This window comes from Tomitella gaofuii, from assembly GCF_014126825.1.
Lineage (GTDB): Bacteria > Actinomycetota > Actinomycetes > Mycobacteriales > Mycobacteriaceae > Tomitella > Tomitella gaofuii.
In genome coordinates, this window is the sequence record NZ_CP059900.1 from 2813804 (window position 1) to 2834635 (window position 20832).

17 protein-coding genes are annotated in these 20832 nt (G+C 72.2%); 7 read left to right on the forward strand and 10 right to left on the reverse strand.

The genetic code is table 11. The features are described 5' to 3' along the window. Positions 1–28: 28 nt before the first annotated feature. From argJ to infC, 8 genes are all read right to left on the reverse strand, one after another. Positions 29–1291: a bifunctional glutamate N-acetyltransferase/amino-acid acetyltransferase ArgJ gene (gene argJ / locus H4F70_RS13015; RefSeq protein WP_182357494.1), complete on the reverse strand. Its 1263-nt coding sequence runs from the start codon at positions 1289–1291 to the stop codon at positions 29–31. Next, entirely contained in the window at positions 1288–2337 is a 1050-nt protein-coding gene (gene argC, locus H4F70_RS13020; RefSeq protein WP_182357495.1) for an N-acetyl-gamma-glutamyl-phosphate reductase, read from the reverse strand. The genes argJ and argC overlap by 4 nt, the downstream gene beginning before the upstream one ends. A 67-nt stretch (positions 2338–2404) precedes the next feature. After that, positions 2405–4891, reverse strand: coding sequence for a phenylalanine--tRNA ligase subunit beta (gene pheT, locus H4F70_RS13025; RefSeq protein WP_182357496.1), 2487 nt, complete (start codon positions 4889–4891; stop codon positions 2405–2407). A gap of 113 nt (positions 4892–5004) precedes the next feature. Beyond that, a complete protein-coding gene (gene pheS, locus H4F70_RS13030; protein ID WP_182360394.1) occupies positions 5005–6072 on the reverse strand; it encodes a phenylalanine--tRNA ligase subunit alpha in 1068 nt (355 codons plus the stop codon). Positions 6073–6159: 87 nt separating this feature from the next. Beyond that, positions 6160–6969 carry a TrmH family RNA methyltransferase gene (locus H4F70_RS13035; protein WP_235681100.1) on the reverse strand — a complete coding sequence of 270 codons (810 nt, stop codon included), beginning with the start codon at positions 6967–6969 and terminating at the stop codon, positions 6160–6162. Positions 6970–7097: 128 nt separating this feature from the next. Continuing rightward, positions 7098–7487, reverse strand: coding sequence for a 50S ribosomal protein L20 (gene rplT, locus H4F70_RS13040; RefSeq protein ID WP_182349281.1), 390 nt, complete (start codon positions 7485–7487; stop codon positions 7098–7100). Between the two features lie 80 nt (positions 7488–7567). After that, on the reverse strand, positions 7568–7762 hold the full coding sequence (rpmI, locus tag H4F70_RS13045) for a 50S ribosomal protein L35 (RefSeq protein ID WP_143908834.1): 195 nt from the start codon (positions 7760–7762) through the stop codon (positions 7568–7570). A gap of 98 nt (positions 7763–7860) precedes the next feature. After that, positions 7861–8514: a translation initiation factor IF-3 gene (gene infC, locus H4F70_RS13050; RefSeq protein WP_182349299.1), complete on the reverse strand. Its 654-nt coding sequence runs from the start codon at positions 8512–8514 to the stop codon at positions 7861–7863. Between the two features lie 330 nt (positions 8515–8844). On the opposite strand from infC, the gene H4F70_RS13055 reads away from it, so the two are divergent. From H4F70_RS13055 to H4F70_RS13065, 3 genes are read left to right on the forward strand one after another with little or no spacing between them, the layout of a single operon-like run. Continuing rightward, positions 8845–9228, forward strand: a complete 384-nt coding sequence (locus H4F70_RS13055; protein WP_182349282.1) for a DUF1844 domain-containing protein — start codon at positions 8845–8847, stop codon at positions 9226–9228. Positions 9229–9271: 43 nt separating this feature from the next. Further along, positions 9272–10027, forward strand: coding sequence for an ABC transporter ATP-binding protein (locus H4F70_RS13060; RefSeq protein WP_182357498.1), 756 nt, complete (start codon positions 9272–9274; stop codon positions 10025–10027). Next, on the forward strand, positions 10024–12591 hold the full coding sequence (locus H4F70_RS13065) for an ABC transporter permease (RefSeq protein WP_182357499.1): 2568 nt from the start codon (positions 10024–10026) through the stop codon (positions 12589–12591). Before H4F70_RS13060 ends, H4F70_RS13065 begins: the two co-directional genes overlap by 4 nt. Positions 12592–12603: 12 nt before the next feature. Here the strand turns inward: H4F70_RS13065 and uvrA are convergent, their stop codons facing one another. Beyond that, complete coding sequence (uvrA, locus tag H4F70_RS13070) at positions 12604–15459, reverse strand: excinuclease ABC subunit UvrA (protein ID WP_182357500.1); 2856 nt, start codon at positions 15457–15459, stop codon at positions 12604–12606. Positions 15460–15618: 159 nt separating this feature from the next. On the opposite strand from uvrA, the gene H4F70_RS13075 reads away from it, so the two are divergent. The 4 genes from H4F70_RS13075 to H4F70_RS13090 all read left to right on the forward strand — a co-directional run bounded on the left by H4F70_RS13075 (position 15619) and on the right by H4F70_RS13090 (position 20233). Then, complete coding sequence (locus H4F70_RS13075; RefSeq protein WP_182349285.1) at positions 15619–16302, forward strand: MBL fold metallo-hydrolase; 684 nt, start codon at positions 15619–15621, stop codon at positions 16300–16302. Between the two features lie 73 nt (positions 16303–16375). Further along, entirely contained in the window at positions 16376–17311 is a 936-nt protein-coding gene (locus H4F70_RS13080) for a DoxX family protein (RefSeq protein WP_182357501.1), read from the forward strand. Positions 17312–17489: 178 nt separating this feature from the next. Next, entirely contained in the window at positions 17490–19793 is a 2304-nt protein-coding gene (locus tag H4F70_RS13085) for a HelD family protein (protein WP_182360395.1), read from the forward strand. A gap of 26 nt (positions 19794–19819) precedes the next feature. Continuing rightward, positions 19820–20233 carry a DUF732 domain-containing protein gene (locus H4F70_RS13090; protein ID WP_182357502.1) on the forward strand — a complete coding sequence of 138 codons (414 nt, stop codon included), beginning with the start codon at positions 19820–19822 and terminating at the stop codon, positions 20231–20233. A 43-nt stretch (positions 20234–20276) separates the two neighbouring features. On the opposite strand, the gene H4F70_RS13095 is transcribed toward H4F70_RS13090, so the two are convergent. After that, the gene (locus H4F70_RS13095; RefSeq protein WP_182349288.1) at positions 20277–20726 is read right to left on the reverse strand and encodes a universal stress protein; all 450 of its coding nucleotides are present in this window, start codon (positions 20724–20726) and stop codon (positions 20277–20279) included. Between the last annotated feature and the right edge of the window lie 106 nt (positions 20727–20832).

Below are 20832 nucleotides of genomic sequence, written 5' to 3' on the forward strand. Positions count from 1 at the left end.
GTGTCCTGTGCGGCCTGGCCGTCGCCGTTCACGACGAGTAGGCCGAGTTCTCTTCGACGTACGCGTGCGACAGGTCGGTGGTGCGGATGGAGGCCGCGCCGCCGCCCATGCCCAGCTCGACGAGCACGTGGATGTCCTCGCCGCTCAGGTCCACCTGCCGCGCGCCGGGCGCGCCCATGCCGTCGATGCACACGGGGGCCCCGTTGAACGACACCCGGATGCGGTCGGGGTCCAGCGCGATGGGGGCGATCCCGATCGCCGCCAGCACCCGCCCCCAGTTGGGGTCCGAGCCGAACAGCGCGGTCTTGACCAGGCTGTCGCGGGCGATGGTGCGGGCACCGATGAGCGCCTCGTCCTCGGTGGACGCGCCCTCGACCGTGATGCGCACGCGCTTGGTCACGCCTTCGGCGTCCGCCATCATCTGCTCCGCCAGGTTGTCGCACACCGCCAGCACTGCGGCATCGAGCTGGTCCTGGGGCGCGCTCACCCCGCTCGCACCCGACGCGAGCAGCAGCACCGTGTCGTTGGTGGAGGTGGCGCCGTCGATGTCGAGCCGGTCGAAGGTGCGCGCGGTCGCTTTCCGCAGCGCCTCGTCCAGCTGCCCGGGCGCCGCCGCCACGTCGGTGGTGAGCACGCACAGCATCGTCGCCAGCGAGGGCGCCAGCATGCCGGCGCCCTTGGCCATTCCGCCCACGTTCCACTTGCCGGCGTGGTGCACGGCCGCCTGTTTGGGGACGGTGTCGGTGGTCATGATGGCCCGTGCGGCCGCGTCGCCTCCGGTGAGCCCGCCGCCGAGCTCGTGCACGATCTCACGCACCCCGGACAGCAGCTCGTCCATCGGCAGCCTGTCGCCGATGAGCCCGGTGGAGCACACCGCCACGTCGCCCGCACCCGTCTCGCTGCCCCAATCGCTCAGCGCCGCGGCCGCCTCCTCGGCGGTGCGGTGCGCGTCCTGGAATCCCGGCGCGCCCGTGCAGGCGTTGGCGCCCCCGGAGTTGAGGATCACCGCCCGCAGTCGCCCGTCCTGCAGGACCTGCGACGACCACAGCACCGGCGCCGCCTTGACCTTGTTGCGCGTGAACACGCCCGCGGCCGCGAAGTCCGGCCCCTCGTTGAGCAGCAGGGCCAGGTCCGGGCGTCCGCTCGCCTTGATCCCGGCGGCGATGCCCGCCGCGCGGAACCCCGCCGCGGCCGTGATGCCCTGATCGGTCACCACCCTGGTCTCCGCCTGCGCGTGCTGCGCGGCGCCCGCGGACTCGGCCGGATCCGTTCCATCCACTGAATCGGTCATGGTGCCACCCCTGCGATTGGCAGGCCCTGGGTCTCCGGCAGCCCCAGGGCGAGGTTCATCGACTGGACCGCGCCGCCCGCGGTGCCCTTGGTCAGGTTGTCCAGCGCGGCCAACGCCACCAGGCGCCCCGCACGCTCATCCACGGTGACCTGCACGTGCACGGCGTTCGATCCGACGACCGAGCTGGTCTGCGGCAGCTGTCCCTGCGGGAGCACGTGCACGAACGGCTCGTCGGCGTAGGCCTTCTCGTACACCGCGTGCATCGCGGCCTCGTCCGGTTCCACGCCGGGCGCGAGCGGCGCCACGCACGTGGCCAGGATCCCGCGTGCCATGGGTGCGAGGACGGGCGTGAACGACACCGACACCTCGGAGCCCGCGAACCGCGAAAGGTTCTGGATGATCTCCGGCGTGTGCCGGTGCGCCCCGCCGACGCCGTAGGCGCGCGCCGAGCCGATGATCTCCGAGCCGAGCAGATCCGTGCGCAGCGACCGCCCGGCACCGGACGAGCCGCTCACGGCCACGACGGTGACCTCCGGCTGCACGAGCCCGGCCGCCACGGCGGGCGTGATCGCGAGGTTCGCCGTGCTGGGGTAGCAACCGGGCACGGCGATCCGCTTCGCCCCGCGCAGCGCCTCCCGGTTGCCCGGCAGCTCCGGCAGCCCGTACGGCCACGTGCCGGCGTGGTCGCCGCCGTAGTAGCGCTCCCACTCGGCGGCCTCCCCCAGCCGGAAATCCGCGCCGCAGTCGATGATCGTCACCGTTTCCGGCAGCACCGCGGCGATCTCGGCCGACTTGCCGTGCGGCAGGGCCAGGAAGACCACGTCGTGACCGCGGAGCACCTCGAGGCTCGTGTCCTCCAGCACGCGGCCCGCCAGGGGCGTCAGGTGCGGTTGCAGCGAACCCAGCGACGCGCCCGCGTTGCCGCCGGCCGTCAGCGCACCGATCTCGATGGAACCGTCCTGGACGCCCGGGTGCCCCAGCAGCAGGCGCAGGATCTCCCCTCCCGCATAACCGCTGGCACCGGCGACCGCAACCTTCGTCGTCATACGTATGAGTATGCACGCCCCCGAATCTTCATGCAAGATCCGCGTACGCCCCGCCCGGCGCCCCGCGTCAGCTGCGGAGCTCGGCCCCCACCGTGGCGGCGGCCGCGGCCACCGCCGCCTCGCGGTGCACACTGACCTCGTCCTCGGTGAGCGTCCTGTCGCCGGCGCGGAAGGTGAGCGCATAGGCCAGCGACTTGCGCCCGCCGCCCAGCTGGTCGCCCGTGAACACGTCGAACAGCGTCAGGTCCTCGAGCAGCGCCCCGGCGCCTTCGCGCAGTGCAGCCTCGACCGCCGCCGCGGGTACGTCGGCATCCACCACGACCGCCACGTCCTGCAGCACCGCCGGATACGCCGAAATGGTGGGCGCCGGATAGTTCTCGGTGATCGGCAGCGCGTCCAGATCGATCTCGACCGCACAGGTGCGGGCCGGCAGGCCCGCGCGCTCGAGCACTGCGGGATGCAGCTCACCGGCGTACCCGACGGTGCGCCCGCCCACCGACAGCCGCGCGCACCGCCCCGGATGCCAGGGAAGGTGCTGCGCGGCCTCGATCTCCAGCGCCGGCCCCGCGGTGCGGGCGATGAGCCGCGCCGCGTCGATGGCGTCGGCCGCGTCGGCCGGGCGCCCCGCCCCCCACTGCCCCCGCGGCTCACGCAGCCCGGTGAGCACCGCGCCGACGTGCACCGGCTGGTCCGGCAACGAGTCGATGAGCATGCTGATCTGCGCGTCGCTGGGACGCCGGTCCACCGGGAGCGCCGGCACCGGTGCGGTGCCGGGATGCGGATGGACGACCTGGGCGATGGAGAACAACGACAGGTCGCGGCGGCCGCGGGCCACGTTGCGGGCGACGATCTCCAGGAGCCCCGGCAGCAGGGTGGTCGCCAGCGCGGGGCGGTCCGCCTCCAGCGGGTTGAGCACCTCGGAGGTGACACGGCGGGGGTCGTCGGCATCCAATCCCCAGGTGTCGAAGACCGCGGCCGGCAGGAACGGGCTGGGCAGCACCTCGACGTATCCGCCGTGCGCGAGGGCACGCCCCACGGACCGGCGGCGGCGCTGCCGCGGGGTGAGCCCCCGGCCGGCGGGGGTCGCCGGCACCACCGACGGGATCTTCTCGAGGCCCTCGAGGCGCAGCACCTCCTCCACCAGGTCGGCGGGGCGGGTCAGGTCGGGGCGCCAGGTCGGCGGCGTCACCGCGAGCAGGTCCCCGTCGGCGCGGACGTCGCAGCCGACCTGCCGCAGCCGGTGCTCCACCGCGCCGGGCGCGTAGCCGACGCCGGCGACCTGTGCGGGCAGCTCCGAGGCCATCGTGATCGCGGCGGCCTCCGGCACGCGCCCGACATCCGTGAGCACGGGCTCCACGCGGCCGCCGGCGATCGCGACGAGCAGCGCCGCGGCACGGTCGAGTGCGGCGGCGGCAACCGCCGGGTCCACGTTACGTTCGAACCGGCGGCTCGCCTCGCTGGGCAGCTTGTGGCGCCGGGCCGTTTTGAACACCGCGAGCGGATCCCAGCAGGCGGCCTCGAGGAGGATGCGGGTGGACGCGTCACGGACCTCGGTGGACTCGCCGCCCATCACCCCGGCGAGCGAGACGGGGCCGGAGTCGTCGCAGATCACGACATCCTCGGCGTCCAGCGTGCGCTCGACCCCGTCCAGCGTGGTGAGGGACTCGCCCGGCGCCGCGCGCCGCACGACCAGCCCGCCGCGCACCCTGTCCGCGTCGAAGGCGTGCAGAGGCTGCCCCAGCTCGAGCATCACGTAGTTGGTCACGTCGACGGCCGGGGAGATGGGCCGGATGCCGGAGAGCAGCAGGCGCCGGCGCATCCACCACGGCGTGAGCGCCGCCGGGTCCACTCCCGAGACTTCGCGCATCGCGAAGCGCAGGGCGCCGGTCTCGGCGCGCAGCTCCACCGCAGGCCCCTCCGCCTCCGCGGGCAGCGGCCCCACCGCCGCCGGATCGGCGAAGGACAGGTCGAAGCCGCAGGCCAGCTCCCGCGCCAGGCCGCGCAGGCTCAGGCAGTAGCCGCGGTCCGGCGTCACCGCGAGCTCGAAGACGGAATCGTCCAGCCCGAGCAGCGGAAGGGCGTCCTCCCCCGGCGCATGCCCGCCCGTCGTGCCCGCCGTCGACGCGAGCACGAGGATCCCGGAGTGATCGGCCCCCACGCCCAATTCGGCCGGCGAGCAGATCATGCCGTCGGAGATCTGGCCGTAGGTCTTCCGCGAGGCAATGGCGAAACCGCCGGGAAGTTCCGCCCCCGGCAGCGCGACGACGACCAGGTCTCCCTCGGCGAAGTTCCGGGCGCCGCACACGATGCTGCGCGGCTCCGGCTCGCCCACCTCCACCTGGCAGTGCCGGATGGGCTTCTTGAAGCCTTCGAGTTCGACGATCCGCGCCACCCGGCCCACGACGACGGGACCGCGGACGGCCTCGAAACCGGTGACCTCCTCCACCTCGAGGCCCACGCGCACGAAGCCCGCGTCCAACTCGTCGGGCGTCACCTGCCAGCCCGCGTTGGCCTGCTGCAGGACCTCGGTCACCCAGGATTGCGCTACTCGCACGTTGCTTCGCTCTCTCGATCGTGGAAGTGGTGTTTGTCGATCGTGGAAGTGGTGGTTGTCGATCGCGGATCAGGTGTTCGCGGTCTCCGCGGCACCCTCGACTGCCCGGAGTCCTACACTTCGACCCCGAACGGCAGCGTGAAACGGGCGTCGCCCTCGACGATGTCGCGCATGTCGGGGATGCCGTTGCGGAACTGCAGCGTCCGCTCGAGCCCCATGCCGAACGCGAATCCGGAGTACACCTCGGGGTCGATGCCGCACGCGATGAGCACGTTCGGGTCGACCATGCCGCAGCCGCCCCATTCCACCCAGCCGGCGCCGCCCTTCTTGCGGGGGAACCAGACGTCGACCTCCGCGGAGGGCTCGGTGAACGGGAAGTAGTTGGGGCGCATACGGGTCCGCGTCTCCTCGCCGAAGAGCGCGCGGGCGAACGCGTCGAGCGTGCCCTTGAGGTGGGCCATGGTCAGCCCCTTGTCCACGGCCAGCCCCTCGATCTGCGAGAAGACCGGCGTGTGGGTGGCGTCGAGCTCGTCGGTGCGGAACGTCCGCCCCGGGCACACCACATACAACGGTAGGTCGCGGCTCAGCATCGAGCGCACCTGGACGGGCGAGGTGTGCGTGCGCATCACCTGCCGGGAGCCCTCCGGCGCGATGTGGAAGGTGTCCTGCATGGTGCGCGCAGGGTGATCCGGCAGGAAGTTGAGGGCATCGAAGTTGAAGTGCTCGGTCTCCACCTCCGGCCCGTCCGCCACCTCCCAGCCCATGCCGACGAAGACGTCGGTAATCTGTTCGGTGATCAGCGTGATGGGGTGCCGGGCGCCGACGGGGCGACGGGTCGACGGGGCGGTGACGTCGATCGCCTCGGAAACCAGGACGGCGGCGTCACGCTCGGCGAGCAACACGGTCCGACGCGCCTCGTAGGCCTTGTGCACGCGGCCCATCGCCATGTTGACGGCCCGCCCCGCCTCCTTGCGGTCGCCCTTGGGCAGCGAGCCCAGCCCGCGCTTGGCCGACGGCAGGACCGCACGGTCGCCCAGGTGGGCGTGCCGGGCCTCCGCGAGACCGTCCAGGTCCGCGGCGCCGGCGAACGCCGCCTCGGCCGATTCCGCGGCGGCGGTCAGTCGCTCCTCGGCGTAATCGGACCGCGATACGGCGGCCTGCCCGTCCTGCTCGGTCTCCACAGCCACTGGGGAACACTCCTCGTCGGTTCTCGGCCGGCCCGGGCCGGCGGCACGGATGAAGTTTATGGGACCCGCGGGACAGGGCCGTCAGCCACGGGTGCCCGCGCGCCGCTGCGCACGGGCGGACGCGTGCAGGCAGATCGCCGCCGCAGTGGCCAGGTTGAGGCTCTCCGCGCGTCCGCCGATGGGAATCCGCACGCGATGGTCCGCGGACGCCACGTCCTCGGCGCCCAGTCCGTGCGCCTCGTTGCCGAACAGCCACGCGGTGGGCCCGGACAGCAGCTCGTCGGCGGCGTCGACGTCCACCTCGCCGTCGGCGGCGGTGGCCAGGATCCGCACTCCCCGCGCGCGCAGCTCCGCCAGCACTCCCGCGGTGTCACGTCTGCGCGTGATCGGCACGTGGAAGACGCTGCCCGCCGACGAGCGCACGCACTTGCCGTTGTGCGGGTCGACGGTGTCGCCCGCGAGGACGACGGCGCGCGCGCCCATCGCGTCGGCGATCCGGATGATGGTCCCGGCGTTGCCGGGGTCCGCGACGCCCACCGAAACCGCGACCAGCCCGGGCGTCGACGCGCCCAGCGCCGCGTCGAGGCCGACGTCGAGGAGGCGGCACACCGCGACGATGCCCGGCGGGGTGACCGTCTCGGACAGGCGCGCGGCCGCACGTTCGGACACCGGCCGGACCGGGACGCCGTGAGCGTGCGCTCGGGCGAGCACGTCATGGTTGACGGGCCGCGCAGCGGCCGTCGCCGTGTAGAAGATCTCGGTGCAGACGGGCTCCCCCGCATCCCCGCCGAGGTCGGATTCCAGCGCGGAGATCACCGCGTTGGCGCCCTCCGCCAGGAACAGGCCGCGCCGGCGGCGTTCCGCCGCGCGGTGGAGCTTGACAGCCGACACGACCCGCGGATTCCGCTCAGAGAGCGGATCCGCGGGCCGTGTCCCGGCATCCGCGCCCCGTGCCGAGTCGTCCGTACTCCGGGGTGCCAATGCGGGTGCGTCCTTCCGTGCGACCGTGGGCCGGCCCGTCAGGCGGCGTCGCCGGCCGGAGCGTTGACGTCGGCGGGCAGCGCCGCCTTCGCCACGGCGACGAGGCCCGCGAAGGCCTCCGGGTCCGCGACGGCCAGCTCGGCGAGGTTCTTGCGGTCCACCTCGACGTCAGCGGCCTTGAGGCCCTGGATGAAGCGGTTGTAGGTCATGTCGTTGGCGCGGGCCGCGGCGTTGATGCGCGCGATCCACAGCTTGCGGAAGTCTCCCTTGCGCGCCCGGCGGTCGCGGTAGGAGTAGGTCATCGAGTGGAGCATCTGCTCCTTGGCCTTGCGGTACAGCCGCGAACGCTGACCGCGGTAGCCCTTCGTGGACTCGAGAACCGTACGACGCTTCTTCTGGGCGTTGACCGCCCTCTTCACGCGTGCCACTTGAAAGATCCTGTCGAACTCAGGGGCGCTGCGCGCCCGGAGGGGATGTCGGGACTACTGCCGCTGCGAACGGCGGCCGGTCACTTGCCGAGCAGGCGCTTGACGCGGGCCGTGTCGTTCTTGTGCACGTCGGCGGTGCCTTCCAGGCGCCGGGTGCGGCGGGACGACTTGTGCTCGAGCAGGTGACGGCGTCCGGCGCGCTCACGGCGGAGCTTGCCGCTGCCGGTGACCTTGAAGCGCTTGGCGGTACCGCTGTGGGTCTTGGCCTTAGGCATGGAATCCTCGAACTTTCATGGTTGTTTGCCCTCCCGGGCCGCGGACGCGTTCGTTCCGCGCCCCGGTGGGGGGTCCTGTCGAAATCGGACCGCAGCGCCTACGCGCCGGCCCCCTGCGCATCCGCCGGCTGCTTGCCGCTGCGGCCGCGACCGCCGCCGTCCTGCTTGGCCTGACCGCGCGTCTTGGCGTTCTTGTGCGGCGCCACGACCATCGTCATGTTGCGACCGTCCTGCTTGGCCGGGGTCTCGACGAAGCCGAGCTCCTCGATGTCGGAGGCGAGACGCTGCAACAGCCGGAAGCCCAGCTCCGGACGCGACTGCTCGCGGCCGCGGAACATGATCGTGACCTTGACCTTGGAGCCCTGCTCGAGGAAGCGGACGACGTTCTTCTTCTTGGTCTCGTAGTCGTGATCGTCGATCTTGGGCCGGAGCTTCTGTTCCTTGATCACAGTCTGCTGCTGGTTACGGCGCGACTCCCGGGCCTTCTGCGCGGCCTCGTACTTGAACTTGCCGTAATCCATGATCTTGCACACCGGCGGACGGGCCGTGGGCGCGACCTCGACCAGGTCCAGGTCCGCCTCCACTGCCAGCCGGAGTGCATCCTCGACACGCACGATCCCGACCTGCTCTCCGCCCGGTCCGACGAGACGGACCTCCGGTACGCGGATGCGGTCGTTGATGCGGTTGTCAGCGCTGATGGGGCCTCCTCGGTAGGTACTGCGTTCTCTGCACGGCCGCGAGCAACACCACAGAATCCACCGCCGGCACGCGCGCCGACGAAATGGCGCCTCACCTCAGCAGTAGGGCCCCTGCGCATGCCCGGGCTGACGCCCGGACCCGCCAGGGGCCCGTCACCGACCGTTCCACGGCCCGACGCGCGGGGGCCTCGGAGGCTGCGGGGCGCCTGCAGCGGCGCACGCAGTCCACGAGGGTCCGCACAGACGCGGGGTGGACCGGACCGCGCAACCGTCGTATCCGTCGCCTCGGGGGCGTCGCGGTACAGTCGTCGAGCGGTGGGAGCGGGACTCCACTTGTTGCCCCCGGTTGTTCCGGGGGCGGTCGTGAGTGCAAGGCTACCAGGCATGACCGATCACTCCCAGCCGACCCCCGTCCCCGGCGCGGATTCCCCGGCCGACGCCGAGGCGCCCGTCCGCGCACTCGATTCCATCCCCGCCATCGAGGTGATCTCCCGCGCCGCCGTCATGCTGATGAGCGCCGCCGCGGAGAAACTGGGCCTCGCCGACGAGGATCCGGACGCCAGCCCGCGTCGCGACCTCGACGAGGCGCGGCGGCTCATCCAGGCGCTCGCGGGCCTGATCACCGAGTCCGCGGAGTACCTCGGGCCGCACGCCGCACCCCTGCGCGACGGTCTGCAATCGCTGCAGCGCGCATTCCGCGAATCCTCCGCGATCCCCGACGAGCCAGGCAAGGGCCCCGGCGAGCACCTCACCGGACCGGTCCGCTGAGTTCTCCTCGCGCCCTGCGCCACCACGCGTCATACTCGGTGTCATGAACGCGCACGCCCGGACTCCCGCCGCCCAGGCTGAGGGCCTGGTCAAAACCTATGGTTCCGGAGCCACGGCGGTGGTGGCGTTGGGCGGGGAAGGCCGGGCGGGGGTGGACCTCACGCTGCCGCGGGGGGAGTTCACTGCGATCATGGGCCCGTCCGGCTCCGGCAAGTCGACTCTGATGCACTGCCTCGCCGGCCTGGACTCCCCCACGTCCGGCTCCGTACGCGTGGGCGAGACCGAACTGCGCGGCCTAGGCGACAAGGAACTCACCGCGCTCCGTCGCGACCGGATCGGCTTCGTGTTCCAGTCGTTCAACCTGGTGCCCACGCTCACCGCCGCGGAGAACATCACCCTGCCCGTGGACATCGCCGGGCGCACGGTGGACCGTGACCTCTACGACAACGTGGTCGACCGCCTCGGGCTGCGCGACCGCCTCGGGCACCGACCGTCCGAGCTTTCCGGCGGGCAGCAGCAGCGCGTCGCGTGTGCCCGGGCCCTCGTCGGGGCCCCCGAGCTGGTCTTCGGCGACGAGCCCACCGGCAACCTCGACTCGCGCTCGTCCGGCGAGGTCCTCGGCATCCTGCGCGACGCGGTGGACAGGCTCGGGCACACAGTGGTCATCGTCACCCATGAACCGACGGCCGCGGCCTACGCCGACCGCGTCGTATTCCTTGCCGACGGGCGCATCGTCGGCGAGATGCGCAACCCCGCCGCGGACACGGTGCTGGACCGGATGAAGGTCCTGGATTCGTGAACTGCGCGCGGGTCCGGGCGGGAGCCGGGCGCACTCCAGCACTTCGCCGGGTCGCACTGCGCACTCTCGCCGCCAACCGGGTTCGGTTGGCGCTCACCGTGGTCGCCGTGGTCCTCGGCACCGCGTTCGTCGCCGGATCCTTCGTCTTCACCGACACCCTGCACAAGGCGTTCGACGGGGTGTTCGCCGACGTGGCCGAGGGCGTCGACGTGCAAGTCTCCACGGAGCACCCAGGCGCGGGCGGCGTTCCCGACGCGTACGGCCCCTTGCTCCGCGGCCTCCAGCACGTCGCGGACGTCACCCCGCAGGTGTCGGGGCCCGTGGTGCTCGTCGACGCCGACGGGAAGCCCGTGCAAACCGGCGGCGCCCCCAGCATGGGCCTGTCCTACACCCGCCCCGGGACGGCGCCGGGGGACCCGGAGCCCATCGTGGCGGGCGCGCCGCCCTCCACCGACGGTGAGGTGATGCTCAACGACGCCGCCGCGCGCGCGGCGGGCCTGCACGTGGGCGACCGCACACAGGTGCTCGTCCCTGCAAAGGGGCTCCAGGACGTCACCGTCACCGGGATTTACTCCCCCGCCGCGGACACCGGCGGCTACGTGGGGGTCGAGTTCACCGCGGAACAGGCCCGGGCCCTGTTCACTGACGGCTCCCACGTTGGGGCGTTCCAGGTGACCGCCACCCCCGGGACCGCACCCGCGACGCTGCGCGACGAGATCGCCGCGGCCCTGCCCGGCACCCCGGAGCTGCGGGTCGAGACCGGCGCGCAGGTACGCGAGCGTGTGCAGTCGCAGCTGGACGACGCGCTGCGCTTCGTCAACTATTTCCTGCTCGCCTTCGGCGCGATCGCGCTACTCGCCGGGACCTTCATCATCTACAACACCTTCTCAATGATCGTCGCGCAGCGCATGCGCGAGCTGGCGCTGCTGCGGGCCGTCGGCGCAGGCCGTCGGCAGATCCGCCGCTCGGTGCTGGGCGAGGCGGCGGCGGTGGGCCTGGCGGGCAGCGCGGTAGGCCTCGCCGCGGGGATCGGACTGGCCTATGGACTGCGCGCCGCACTCAATGCCGCCGACCTGGGCCTGCCCCGCGGTGACCTGGCTGTGACCGCGAGGACGGTGGTGGCCGCACTGATCCTCGGTGCGGTCGTCACCGTCGCCAGCGCCTGGGTGCCGGCGCGGCGTGCGTCCGCGGTGCCGCCTGTGGCCGCAATGCGCGCGGAGTTCGCGTCCACCGGGACGTCGCTGCGTCGGCGCACGGCGGTCGGCGCGCTGGGGATCGCCGGCGGCACCGTCGCTCTCGTACTCGGCGCGCTGGCGGAGACGACCCCTGTGGCCGCGTCGGTCGTCGGAGCCGGCGCGGCCACAGTGCTGGTCGGCGCGCTGCTGGTCTCGCCCGCGCTGTCCTCGCCGGTGATCCGGATCCTCGGCGCCGCCGTCCCACGGGTGTTCGGCGCACCCGGACGCCTCGCCGTCACCAACGCGACCCGCAACCCCCGCCGCACCTCGGCGACCGGGTTCGCCCTCACGCTCGGGCTCATGCTCGTCACCCTGATCGGAGTGTTCGGAGCCTCCGCCCGCAGCAGCGTGGACGCGCTCATCGACACCGGGATCCGCGCGGACTTCGTCCTCACCGGCATCGGGCCTTCCGGCATCCCGCCGCGCGCCGCCGATGCCGCCGCAGCGGCCCCCGGCGTGGGCGCGGTGGTCCGGTTCCACCCCGTGCGCGCGGAACTGGACGGCGCATCGACCGCCGGGCTCGCCGCCTCGGGCCCGGTGGCGGATCTCCTGCGGATGGATATCGTCTCCGGGAACGCCGAGCTCACCGGCGACGGGATGCTCGTGTCCACCGACGCTGCCGCCCGCCACGGCTGGACTGTCGGCGACGCCGTCGAGCTGACCGGGCCGGACGGCACCGTGTTCCGCAGCGTCGTCCGCGGCACGTACGCACCGCAGTCCGCGCTGGGCGACTGGGTGGTCGGCGAGGCCGCGTACCGCGCGCTCGTGCCGGAGCTCGCGCGCCGAGACGTCCTCATGCTCGTCGACGCCGCGCCCGGCACCACGCCGGCCGCCCTGCGGGAATCGCTGACGTCGGCCACCGACCCGTACCTGGTGGTGCAGGTGCAGGACCGCGACGAGTTCCGCGGTGCGCAGGCCCGGCAGATCGACCAGATGCTGGCCGTGCTCTATGGCCTGCTGGCGCTCGCGATCGTCATCGCGGTGCTGGGGATCGTCAACACGCTCGCACTCTCCGTGGTCGAGCGGCGCCGGGAGATCGGCATGCTCCGCGCCATCGGAACCCACCGCGCCCAGGTGCGCCGGACCGTGTACCTCGAGTCGACACTCATCGCCGTGTACGGGGCGGTGGTCGGCGTGGTGCTGGGCCTGGCCTTCGGGGCGGCCTTCGTGCACGCGCTGCGCAATGAGGGGATCGATCACCTCGCCATCCCCTGGGCACAGTCGCTGGCAATGCTCGCCGGCTCCGCCGCCGTGGGCGTGGCCGCGGCGGTGTGGCCGGCGTCCCGCGCGGCGCGCACCGACCCGCTCACGGCCATCGACGAGCCGTGAGGCGGCGCGCGATCAGCGCAGCATCGGCTTGAGGAAGCGGCCCGTGTAGCTCTCGGGCGCCGCAGCGATGTCCTCGGGCGTGCCGGATGCGACGACGGTGCCCCCGCCGGCCCCGCCCTCCGGGCCCATGTCGATGATCCAGTCGGACGTCTTGACCACGTCGAGGTTGTGCTCGATGACCAGGACCGTGTTGCCCTTGTCCACCAGGCCACCGATCACCGCCAGCAGCTTGCGGATGTCCTCGAAATGCAGGCCCGTGGTGGGCTCGTCCAGCACGTAGACGGTGCGCCCGTTGGAACGCTTCTGCAGCTCGGCGGCCAGCTTGACGCGCTGGGCCTCGCCGCCCGAGAGCGTGGGCGCGGGCTGGCCCAGGCGCACGTAACCCAATCCGACGTCGACGAGAGTGGCCAGGTACCGGTGGATCGACGTGATCGGCTTGAAGAACTCCGCCGCCTCCTCGATGGGCATCTCGAGGACCTCGGCGATCGTCTTGCCCTTGTACCGGACCTCAAGGGTCTCGCGGTTGTACCGGGCGCCGTGGCACACCTCGCACGGCACATAGACGTCCGGGAGGAAGTTCATCTCGATCTTCAAAGTGCCGTCGCCGGAGCAGGCCTCGCAACGCCCGCCCTTGACGTTGAACGAGAACCGCCCGGGCTGGTAGCCGCGCACCTTGGCCTCCGTCGTGGCGGCGAACAGCGACCGGATCTTGTCGAACACGCCCGTGTAGGTGGCGGGGTTGGACCGGGGAGTCCGGCCGATCGGCGACTGGTCCACCTGCACGAGCTTGTCCAGGTTGTCCAGGCCGGCGACCCGTTTGTGCCGCCCCGGCACCTGCCGCGCGCCGTTGAGCCGGTTGGCCAGCACGGTGGAGAGGATGGTGTTGACCAACGTCGACTTGCCCGAGCCGGACACGCCCGTGATCGTGGTGAGGACGCCGAGGGGGAACGCGACGTCGATGTCGCGCAGGTTGTTCTCGCGTGCGCCGACCACCGTGAGCATCCGACCGGGGTCCACCGGACGGCGGGCCTCGGGCAGCGGGATCCGCTCACGCCCGGCCAGGTATGCGCCCGTGAGCGATTCCGGGTTGTCGAGCAGGTCCGCGAAGCCCCCGCTGTGCACGATCCTGCCGCCGTGCTCACCGGCCATCGGCCCGATGTCGACGATCCAGTCTGAGGCACGGATGGTGTCCTCGTCGTGCTCGACCACGATGAGCGTGTTGCCCAGGTCGCGCAGCCGCGACAGCGTCTCGAGCAGCCGGTGGTTGTCGCGCTGGTGCAGACCGATCGACGGCTCGTCGAGCACGTAGAGCACACCCACCAGGCCCGAGCCGATCTGCGTGGCGAGCCGGATGCGCTGCGCCTCCCCGCCCGAGAGCGTGGCCGCCGGCCGCTCCAGCGACAGGTATTCCAGCCCCACGTCCAGCAGGAACCCCAGGCGCGCCTGCACCTCACGCAGCACCTGCCCCGCGATGGCCTCCTCGCGCCTGCCCAGCGTGAGGCCGCCCAGGAACTTCGCGCAATCGGAGATCGACAGGGCACAGACCTCGGCGATGGATTTGCGCCCGCTCTGTCCGCCGGACAGCGTCACCGACAGGATCTCCGGGCGCAGACGGGCACCGCCGCACGCGGGACACGGGACGTCTCGCATGTAGCCCTCGTAGCGCTCCTTCATCTGATCCGACTCGGTCTGCTCCAACCGGCGGTGCAGGAACGGGATCACGCCCTCGAAGGCCGCGTAATAGGAGCGGGTGCGTCCGTAGCGATTGCGGTACCGCACGTGCACCTGGGCGTCGCTGCCGTGCAGCACCGCGGTCCGCACCTTCTTGGGCAGCGACCGCCAGGGCGCGTCGACGTCGAACTCGAGCTCCCCCGCCAGGCCCGACAGCAGCCGGCCGAAGTACTCGGCGCTCTGGCCCGTCGACCACGGCGCCACCGCGCCCCCCGCGAGGCTCAGGTCCGGGTCCGGCACCACGAGGTCCGGGTCGACCTCCTTGTGGATGCCCAGGCCCGCGCACTCCGGGCACGCGCCGTACGGGGAGTTGAAGGAGAACGACCGGGGCTCGAGGTCGTCGATGGCCAGCGCATGGCCGTTGGGACAGGCCAGCTTCTCCGAGAACCTGCGCAGGCGGTCCGGCGCGTCGTCGTCCCGGTCGACGAAGTCGAGCACGACGATGCCGTCCGCCAGCCGCAGCGCGGTCTCCACCGAGTCCGTCAGCCGCTGCTTGGCGGACGCCTTGACGGTGAGCCGGTCGACGACCACGTCGACGTCGTGCTTCTCCTGCTTCTTCAGCTTCGGCGGGTCGGTGAGCGGGTAGACCTCGCCGTCCACACGCACGCGGGCGAAACCCTGCGCCGCGAGCTGCTCGAACAGGTCGACGAACTCGCCCTTGCGCGTACGCACCACAGGGGCCAGCACCTGGAACTTGGTGCGCTCCTCCATGTCCAGCACCTGGTCGACGATCTGCTGCGGTGTCTGCCGCGTGATGGGCTCACCGCACTGCGGGCAGTGCGCCGACCCCGCACGCGCGTAGAGCAGACGCAGGTAGTCGTACACCTCCGTGATGGTGCCCACCGTCGACCGCGGGTTGCGGTTGGTGGACTTCTGGTCGATCGACACGGCCGGCGACAGGCCCTCGATGAAGTCGACGTCGGGCTTGTCCATCTGGCCGAGGAACTGCCGGGCATAGGCGGACAACGACTCGACGTAGCGACGCTGCCCCTCCGCGAAGATGGTGTCGAACGCGAGCGACGACTTGCCGGACCCGGAAAGCCCGGTGAACGCGATCATCGCGTCCCGCGGAAGATCCAGGTCCACCCCGCGTAGGTTGTGCTCGCGGGCGCCCCGCACGATCAGCCGATCACTCACCGGTCACGTCCTCCCAGCGTGTTCGGTCCCGGACCCTTCCGGACACCACATCTCTCGAACGCAGATTCTAACGGAACCATTCCCCGGCTTCACCCCGGGACCCGACGCACCCCGGCGGGGGCACGACCGCGCGCGGGAAGAATCTGTAGCGTGTGGGAAATGACGACCGCACCGTTGAAGATCGCCGACGAGTACACGGGCACCCTCTCGCCCGGCGGAACACCCCAGCGCCGCACGCTGAGCGGAGCCACCATCATCAAGGCCTCCGTGGGGCCGATGGACAACAATGCCTACCTCGTCACCTGCACCGAGACCGGCTCCGCCGTGCTCATCGACGCGGCCAACGACTCCGAACACCTCATGCGCATCATCGACGAGAACGCCCCGGAGCTGAGCCTCATCGTCACCACCCACCGGCACCCGGACCACTGGCAGTCGCTCGAGGACGTCGTGGCCGGATTCGCCTCGCCCACCGCCGCCAGCGCGGTGGACGGCCCGGAGCTTCCGGTGACGCCGGACCGCACCGTGGCGCACGGGGACGCGCTCTCCGTCGGCAAGCTCACGTTCACGGTGATCGCACTGCGCGGCCACACCCCCGGGTCGATCGCCCTGGCGTTGAAGGCCGACGGCACCACGCACCTGTTCACCGGCGACAGCCTCTTCCCCGGCGGGCCGGGAAAGACAAGCGGTGCAGACGAATTCGGTTCGCTGATGTCCGACCTGGAGCAGCGTGTGTTCGGCGTTTACGACGACTCGACGGTGGTATATCCGGGGCACGGGGCGGACACGACTCTCGGCGCCGAGCGTCCGCACCTGACAGAATGGCGTCGACGCGGTTGGTGACCACGGCTCACCGCGTTCTCCGCGCCGCCGTGCACAGTGGCGTCCGCCCGGGGCGCCGGACCAGGAGGTAGCCATGCTCGTCCGCAGAATCGCCCGGCCCATGCTCGCATCGATCTTCGTGGTCATGGGTGCGGACGCGGTCCGGGACCCGTCCGGGCGCGCCGTCGCCGTGACCGGGTTCGCGGACACCTACCGCGACGTCTTCCCAAGCGGTGTGCACGACGCGATCGCGTCCGACCCGGAGAACCTCGTCCGGGCGAACGGGCTGGTGCAGGTCGGCGGCGGGCTCATGCTCGCCGCGGGAAAGTGCCCGCGCGCCGCCGCCGGCACCCTGGCGGGTTCCATGGTTCCGACCACGCTCATCGGCCACGACTTCTGGAATGAAACCGACCCCGCCCAGCGCAAGGCGCAGATGGTCCAGTTCCTCAAAAACGTGGGCCTCACGGGCGGACTGCTGCTGGCCGCCGTCGACACCGAGGGCAGGCCGTCGCTCGGCTGGCGCGCGCGGCGCGCGGCCCGCAAGGTGCAGGACGCCGTCGCCACCGCACACCCCGCCGGCACGGACGTCGCCTCGACGCACGGCGCCGAGCTCACCGAGGCCGCCGCCCAGCGCGGGGCGGAGTGGGCGGATGCGGCACGGCGTTGGGGCGGCGAGGTCGCCGACGCCGCGGGCTCCGCCGGACACCGGGGCTCCCGGTTGGCGGACTCCGCGCTGCACCGCGGCGCGGAGTGGGCCGGCACGGCGCGCAAACGCGGTCTCGAGCTGGCCGGCGCGGCGGAGTCCCGCGGCGCCGATTGGGCGGACGCCGCCGGGGAATGGGCCGAGGCCGCGGGGCACAGGGGCGGCGCATGGCTCGAGCGCGCACAGGCCCGCGCGCACGCCGAGGCTCCGGATCTGGGACGCCGGGCGCAGGCGCGCGCCGAGGATGCGGCCCGCCGCTCCGCGCGGGCGGCCGGCTCTCTGTCCGACGAGGTCAAGCGGAGCGGCATCCTCGGCCGGTCGAGGTAACCCCCGCCTCTCGTCTAGACTGGCGTGTCGCCGTCCACCGCCCGGCCCGTCGGCCGTGCGTGCGGTCCGGCCCCGTAACCGCCCGTCAGGAGAGTGCACCCCCGCCTTGTCCGACAATGCACCTGTCGACCCCGCACAGTCCGCCGAGATCCCGCGGGAGCAGCGCGCGCTCGACGCCATGTACACCCGGCTGGACCACCTGCGCAGTGATACGCGTGAACGCTTGAGCCGGGTGCTCCTCGAGAGCGGCGGCACCCCCCAGGCCCGCTCCGAACGCGAGTCCTACACACAGCTCTACACCGACGACATCGTCCGGTACGACGCCGCCGAGCACGGCCTGTGCTTCGGCCGCCTCGACATGGCCGACGGCGAGACCCGGCACGTCGGCAGGATCGGCATCCGTGACGAGGACGATTACGCCACCCCGTTGCTCCTGGATTGGCGCGCCCCGCTGGCCCGCCCCTTCTACCTGGCCACCGCACTCTCCCCGGACGGGGTGGCGCGCCGTCGGCATCTGCGCACCCGCAATCGCCGCGTGACCGGGCTCAGCGACGAGCATCTCAGCGGCGACGGCGCCACGGCCCCGGGTGGCACAGGAGACGCTGCCTCCGCCGGTGTGGCCGGCGAGGAGGCGCTGCTGGCGGCCCTCGACCAGGCACGCACCGGGCGGATGTCCGACATCGTCGAGACGATTCAGGGCCAGCAGGACACGATCATCCGCTCCGGACACCGCGGGGTCCTCGTCGTCCAGGGCGGCCCCGGCACCGGCAAGACCGCCGTGGCCCTGCACCGCGCCGCCTACCTGCTCTACACCCACCGCAAGCAGCTCGCACGCAGCGGCGTGCTGGTGATCGGGCCCAACCCCACGTTCCTCGAGTACATCGCCCGCGTGCTCCCGTCGCTGGGCGAGACCGGCGTGCTGCTGTCCACCATCGGCGACCTCTACCCCGGGGTCACGGCCACCGCGTCCGAGGATCGCACCGCCGCCGCGGTGAAGGGCTCGCTCGACGTGATCGCCGTGCTCAAGAAGGCCGTGCGCGATCGCCAGACCGTGCCCGCCGATCCGGTCACCGTACGGTTCGACGGCTACCCCCTGCGCATCGACAAGAAGATCTGCACGAAGGCCCGGGGACGCGCGCGTTCGTCCCGGCGCCCGCACAACCTGGCGCGGCCGCTGTTCCGCTCGATGGTCATCGACGCGCTGGCCGATCAGCTGGCGGAGACCATCGGCACCAGCGTCGTCGACGGCTCGAACCTGCTGAGCGCCGCGGACCTGTCCGACATCCGGCGCGACCTGCGCCAGGACGAGGCGGTGCGCGCCGAGATCGACGCGCTGTTCCCGGAGCTCACCCCGCAGCAGGTGCTCTCGGAACTGTTCGCCTCCGAGGACCGGCTCCGCTCGGCGGCGCCCGGGCTCGACGACGAGCAGGTCGCGGCCCTGCTGCGCCCGGTCGCGTCCGGGTTCGCCGACGCCGACGCCCCGCTGCTGGACGAGCTCGCGGAGTTGCTCGGAGTCGACGATTCCGCCGAGCACGAGCGCGAACGGTCCCGGTGGCGCCGGCAGATCGCCGACGCGCAGGGGGCGCTCGACATCCTCACCGGTTCCGCGCCCCAGGACCTCGAGGACGAGCTGGACCCCGAGATCCTCATGGCCTACGACCTGATCGACGCAAGCGAGCTGGCCCGCCGTCACGACACCGCGGAGAGTCGCACCGCCGCCGAGCGTGCGGCCGAGGACCGGACCTGGGCGTTCGGCCACGTGATCGTGGACGAGGCGCAGGAGTTGTCGCCGATGGCGTGGCGCATGCTCATGCGCCGCTCGCCCAACCGCTGGATGACGGTGGTGGGCGACACCGCGCAGACGGGTGCCGTCGACGGCGCCGCGTCCTGGGACGATGTGCTCTCGCCCTACGTGGCGCAGCGCTGGCGGCTGGCAGAGCTCACCGTCAACTACCGGACGCCCGGGGAGATCATGACGGTGGCCGCCCCGCTGCTCGCCGCTATCGACCCCGATCAGACTCCGCCGGTGTCCGTGCGCGATGCGGGGCACGCCCCGGAGAGCATCGCCACCGAGCCGGAACGGATCGACCAGACCGTCGCCGCCGTCGTCGCCGCACTGCCCCCCGTCGGCACCGCGGCGGTGCTGTGCCCGCCGGATCTGGTCGACAGCCTGCAGCACCTCGATGGTGAGCGCGTCGAGGTGATGCCCGTGGCGGACGTCAAGGGCCTCGAGTTCGACTCGGTGATCGTCGTCGAACCGGACGCGATCATCGGCGGGTCCGAGCGCGGCCGCGCCGACCTGTATGTCGCGCTGACACGAGCGACCCAGCGCCTGGTCGTGGTGCACAGCCGGGCGCTGCCACGTGAGCTCACCGGACTGCGCGCCGTCGACGACGGCGCCGCATACTCGGTCTCCTCGGCAGACCCGGCTTCCGCCACAGGACCTGACACGATGCAGGCCGCCGCGGGGGCCGCGCGGTGACGGGTGGGCGTACCGTGCCACGCGCGATGGCCGCGGCCGTGGCGGTGCCTTCTGCAATGATGATCCTGGCCGCGTGCGCAACCGGCGGCGGCGCGGAATCCGCCGCCGCACCGCCGCCGGTCGCGACCGCACCCCCGGCCGCGGCCACGCAGCAGCCGCCCGCGCAAGAGGCGGATCGGACCATGGCCGCACCGGCCGCCGATTTCACGCGTGCCCTCGCCGACCGCGGCGTGCCCGCTGCGCAGATGGGCGACGCCGCGACGCTCGCCCAATTGGCACGCGGAATCTGCGCCCAAGTAGCCGCAGGCACCCCGGACGCGGAGATCCGGGAGCGTCTGGTCCCGGTGCTCCGCTACGCACAGTCGCTGATGGGCGACGCCATGGACGAGGACACGCTCGCCGCCTCGTTCATCGATTCCGCACGGCAGGCCGGCTGCTGACCGGTCACGGCCAGCGCCCCGCGGCCCCGCGCTTCGCCCGCCGTCAGCGCACGGTGTGCACGATGAGGACGTCGCAATGCGCCTTGCGCGCCGCGTCCGAGGGCACCGACCCGAGGAGCCGGCCGGTGATCGTGTTCAACCCGCGGTTGCCGACCACCAGCAGGTCTGCCGACACATCGTTGGTCAGCTTGAGCAGCGACTCCACCGGCGGCCCGACGACGGAACGCTCCTCGATGTTCGTCGCGCCCGCCCCACGCGCCCGTTCATTGGCGGTACGCAGGATCTCGTAGGTGGGGGCTGCTCCATGCACCTGGTAGGCGTCCTCGCGGAGCTGATCGGATGCCGACTCCACGCTGCGCGGGTCCGACGGGAAATATGCACAGGCTATGACGAGCTTGGCCGTCGACCCGGCGATGCTCGCTGCGCGCTGCACTGCCTTCAGGGACGATTCCGATCCGTCGGTCCCCACCACGACGGTCGTGTATTCGCTCATGCGTTCCTCCATGTCGGGGCGGCGGTCCCGCGGCCTGCGCCGCGCCGGTCCCGTGCCCGGCGGTTCCTGATGCGGCGGCCGCCCGTTCGACCACCGCGTGTGCGGT

What these genes read in the sequence shown, in the direction of transcription:
- argJ (WP_182357494.1), bottom strand. Translation starts at nt 1,291, where the DNA reads ATGACCGATTCAGTGGATGGAACGGATCCGGCCGAGTCCGCGGGCGCC.
- rpmI (WP_143908834.1), bottom strand. Translation starts at nt 7,762, where the DNA reads ATGCCTAAGGCCAAGACCCACAGCGGTACCGCCAAGCGCTTCAAGGTC.
- H4F70_RS13095 (WP_182349288.1), bottom strand. Translation starts at nt 20,726, where the DNA reads ATGAGCGAATACACGACCGTCGTGGTGGGGACCGACGGATCGGAATCG.
- argC (WP_182357495.1), bottom strand. Translation starts at nt 2,337, where the DNA reads ATGACGACGAAGGTTGCGGTCGCCGGTGCCAGCGGTTATGCGGGAGGG.
- H4F70_RS13080 (WP_182357501.1), top strand. Translation starts at nt 16,376, where the DNA reads ATGCTCGTCCGCAGAATCGCCCGGCCCATGCTCGCATCGATCTTCGTG.
- H4F70_RS13075 (WP_182349285.1), top strand. Translation starts at nt 15,619, where the DNA reads ATGACGACCGCACCGTTGAAGATCGCCGACGAGTACACGGGCACCCTC.
- H4F70_RS13085 (WP_182360395.1), top strand. Translation starts at nt 17,490, where the DNA reads ATGTACACCCGGCTGGACCACCTGCGCAGTGATACGCGTGAACGCTTG.
- H4F70_RS13060 (WP_182357498.1), top strand. Translation starts at nt 9,272, where the DNA reads ATGAACGCGCACGCCCGGACTCCCGCCGCCCAGGCTGAGGGCCTGGTC.
- H4F70_RS13090 (WP_182357502.1), top strand. Translation starts at nt 19,820, where the DNA reads ATGGCCGCGGCCGTGGCGGTGCCTTCTGCAATGATGATCCTGGCCGCG.
- H4F70_RS13055 (WP_182349282.1), top strand. Translation starts at nt 8,845, where the DNA reads ATGACCGATCACTCCCAGCCGACCCCCGTCCCCGGCGCGGATTCCCCG.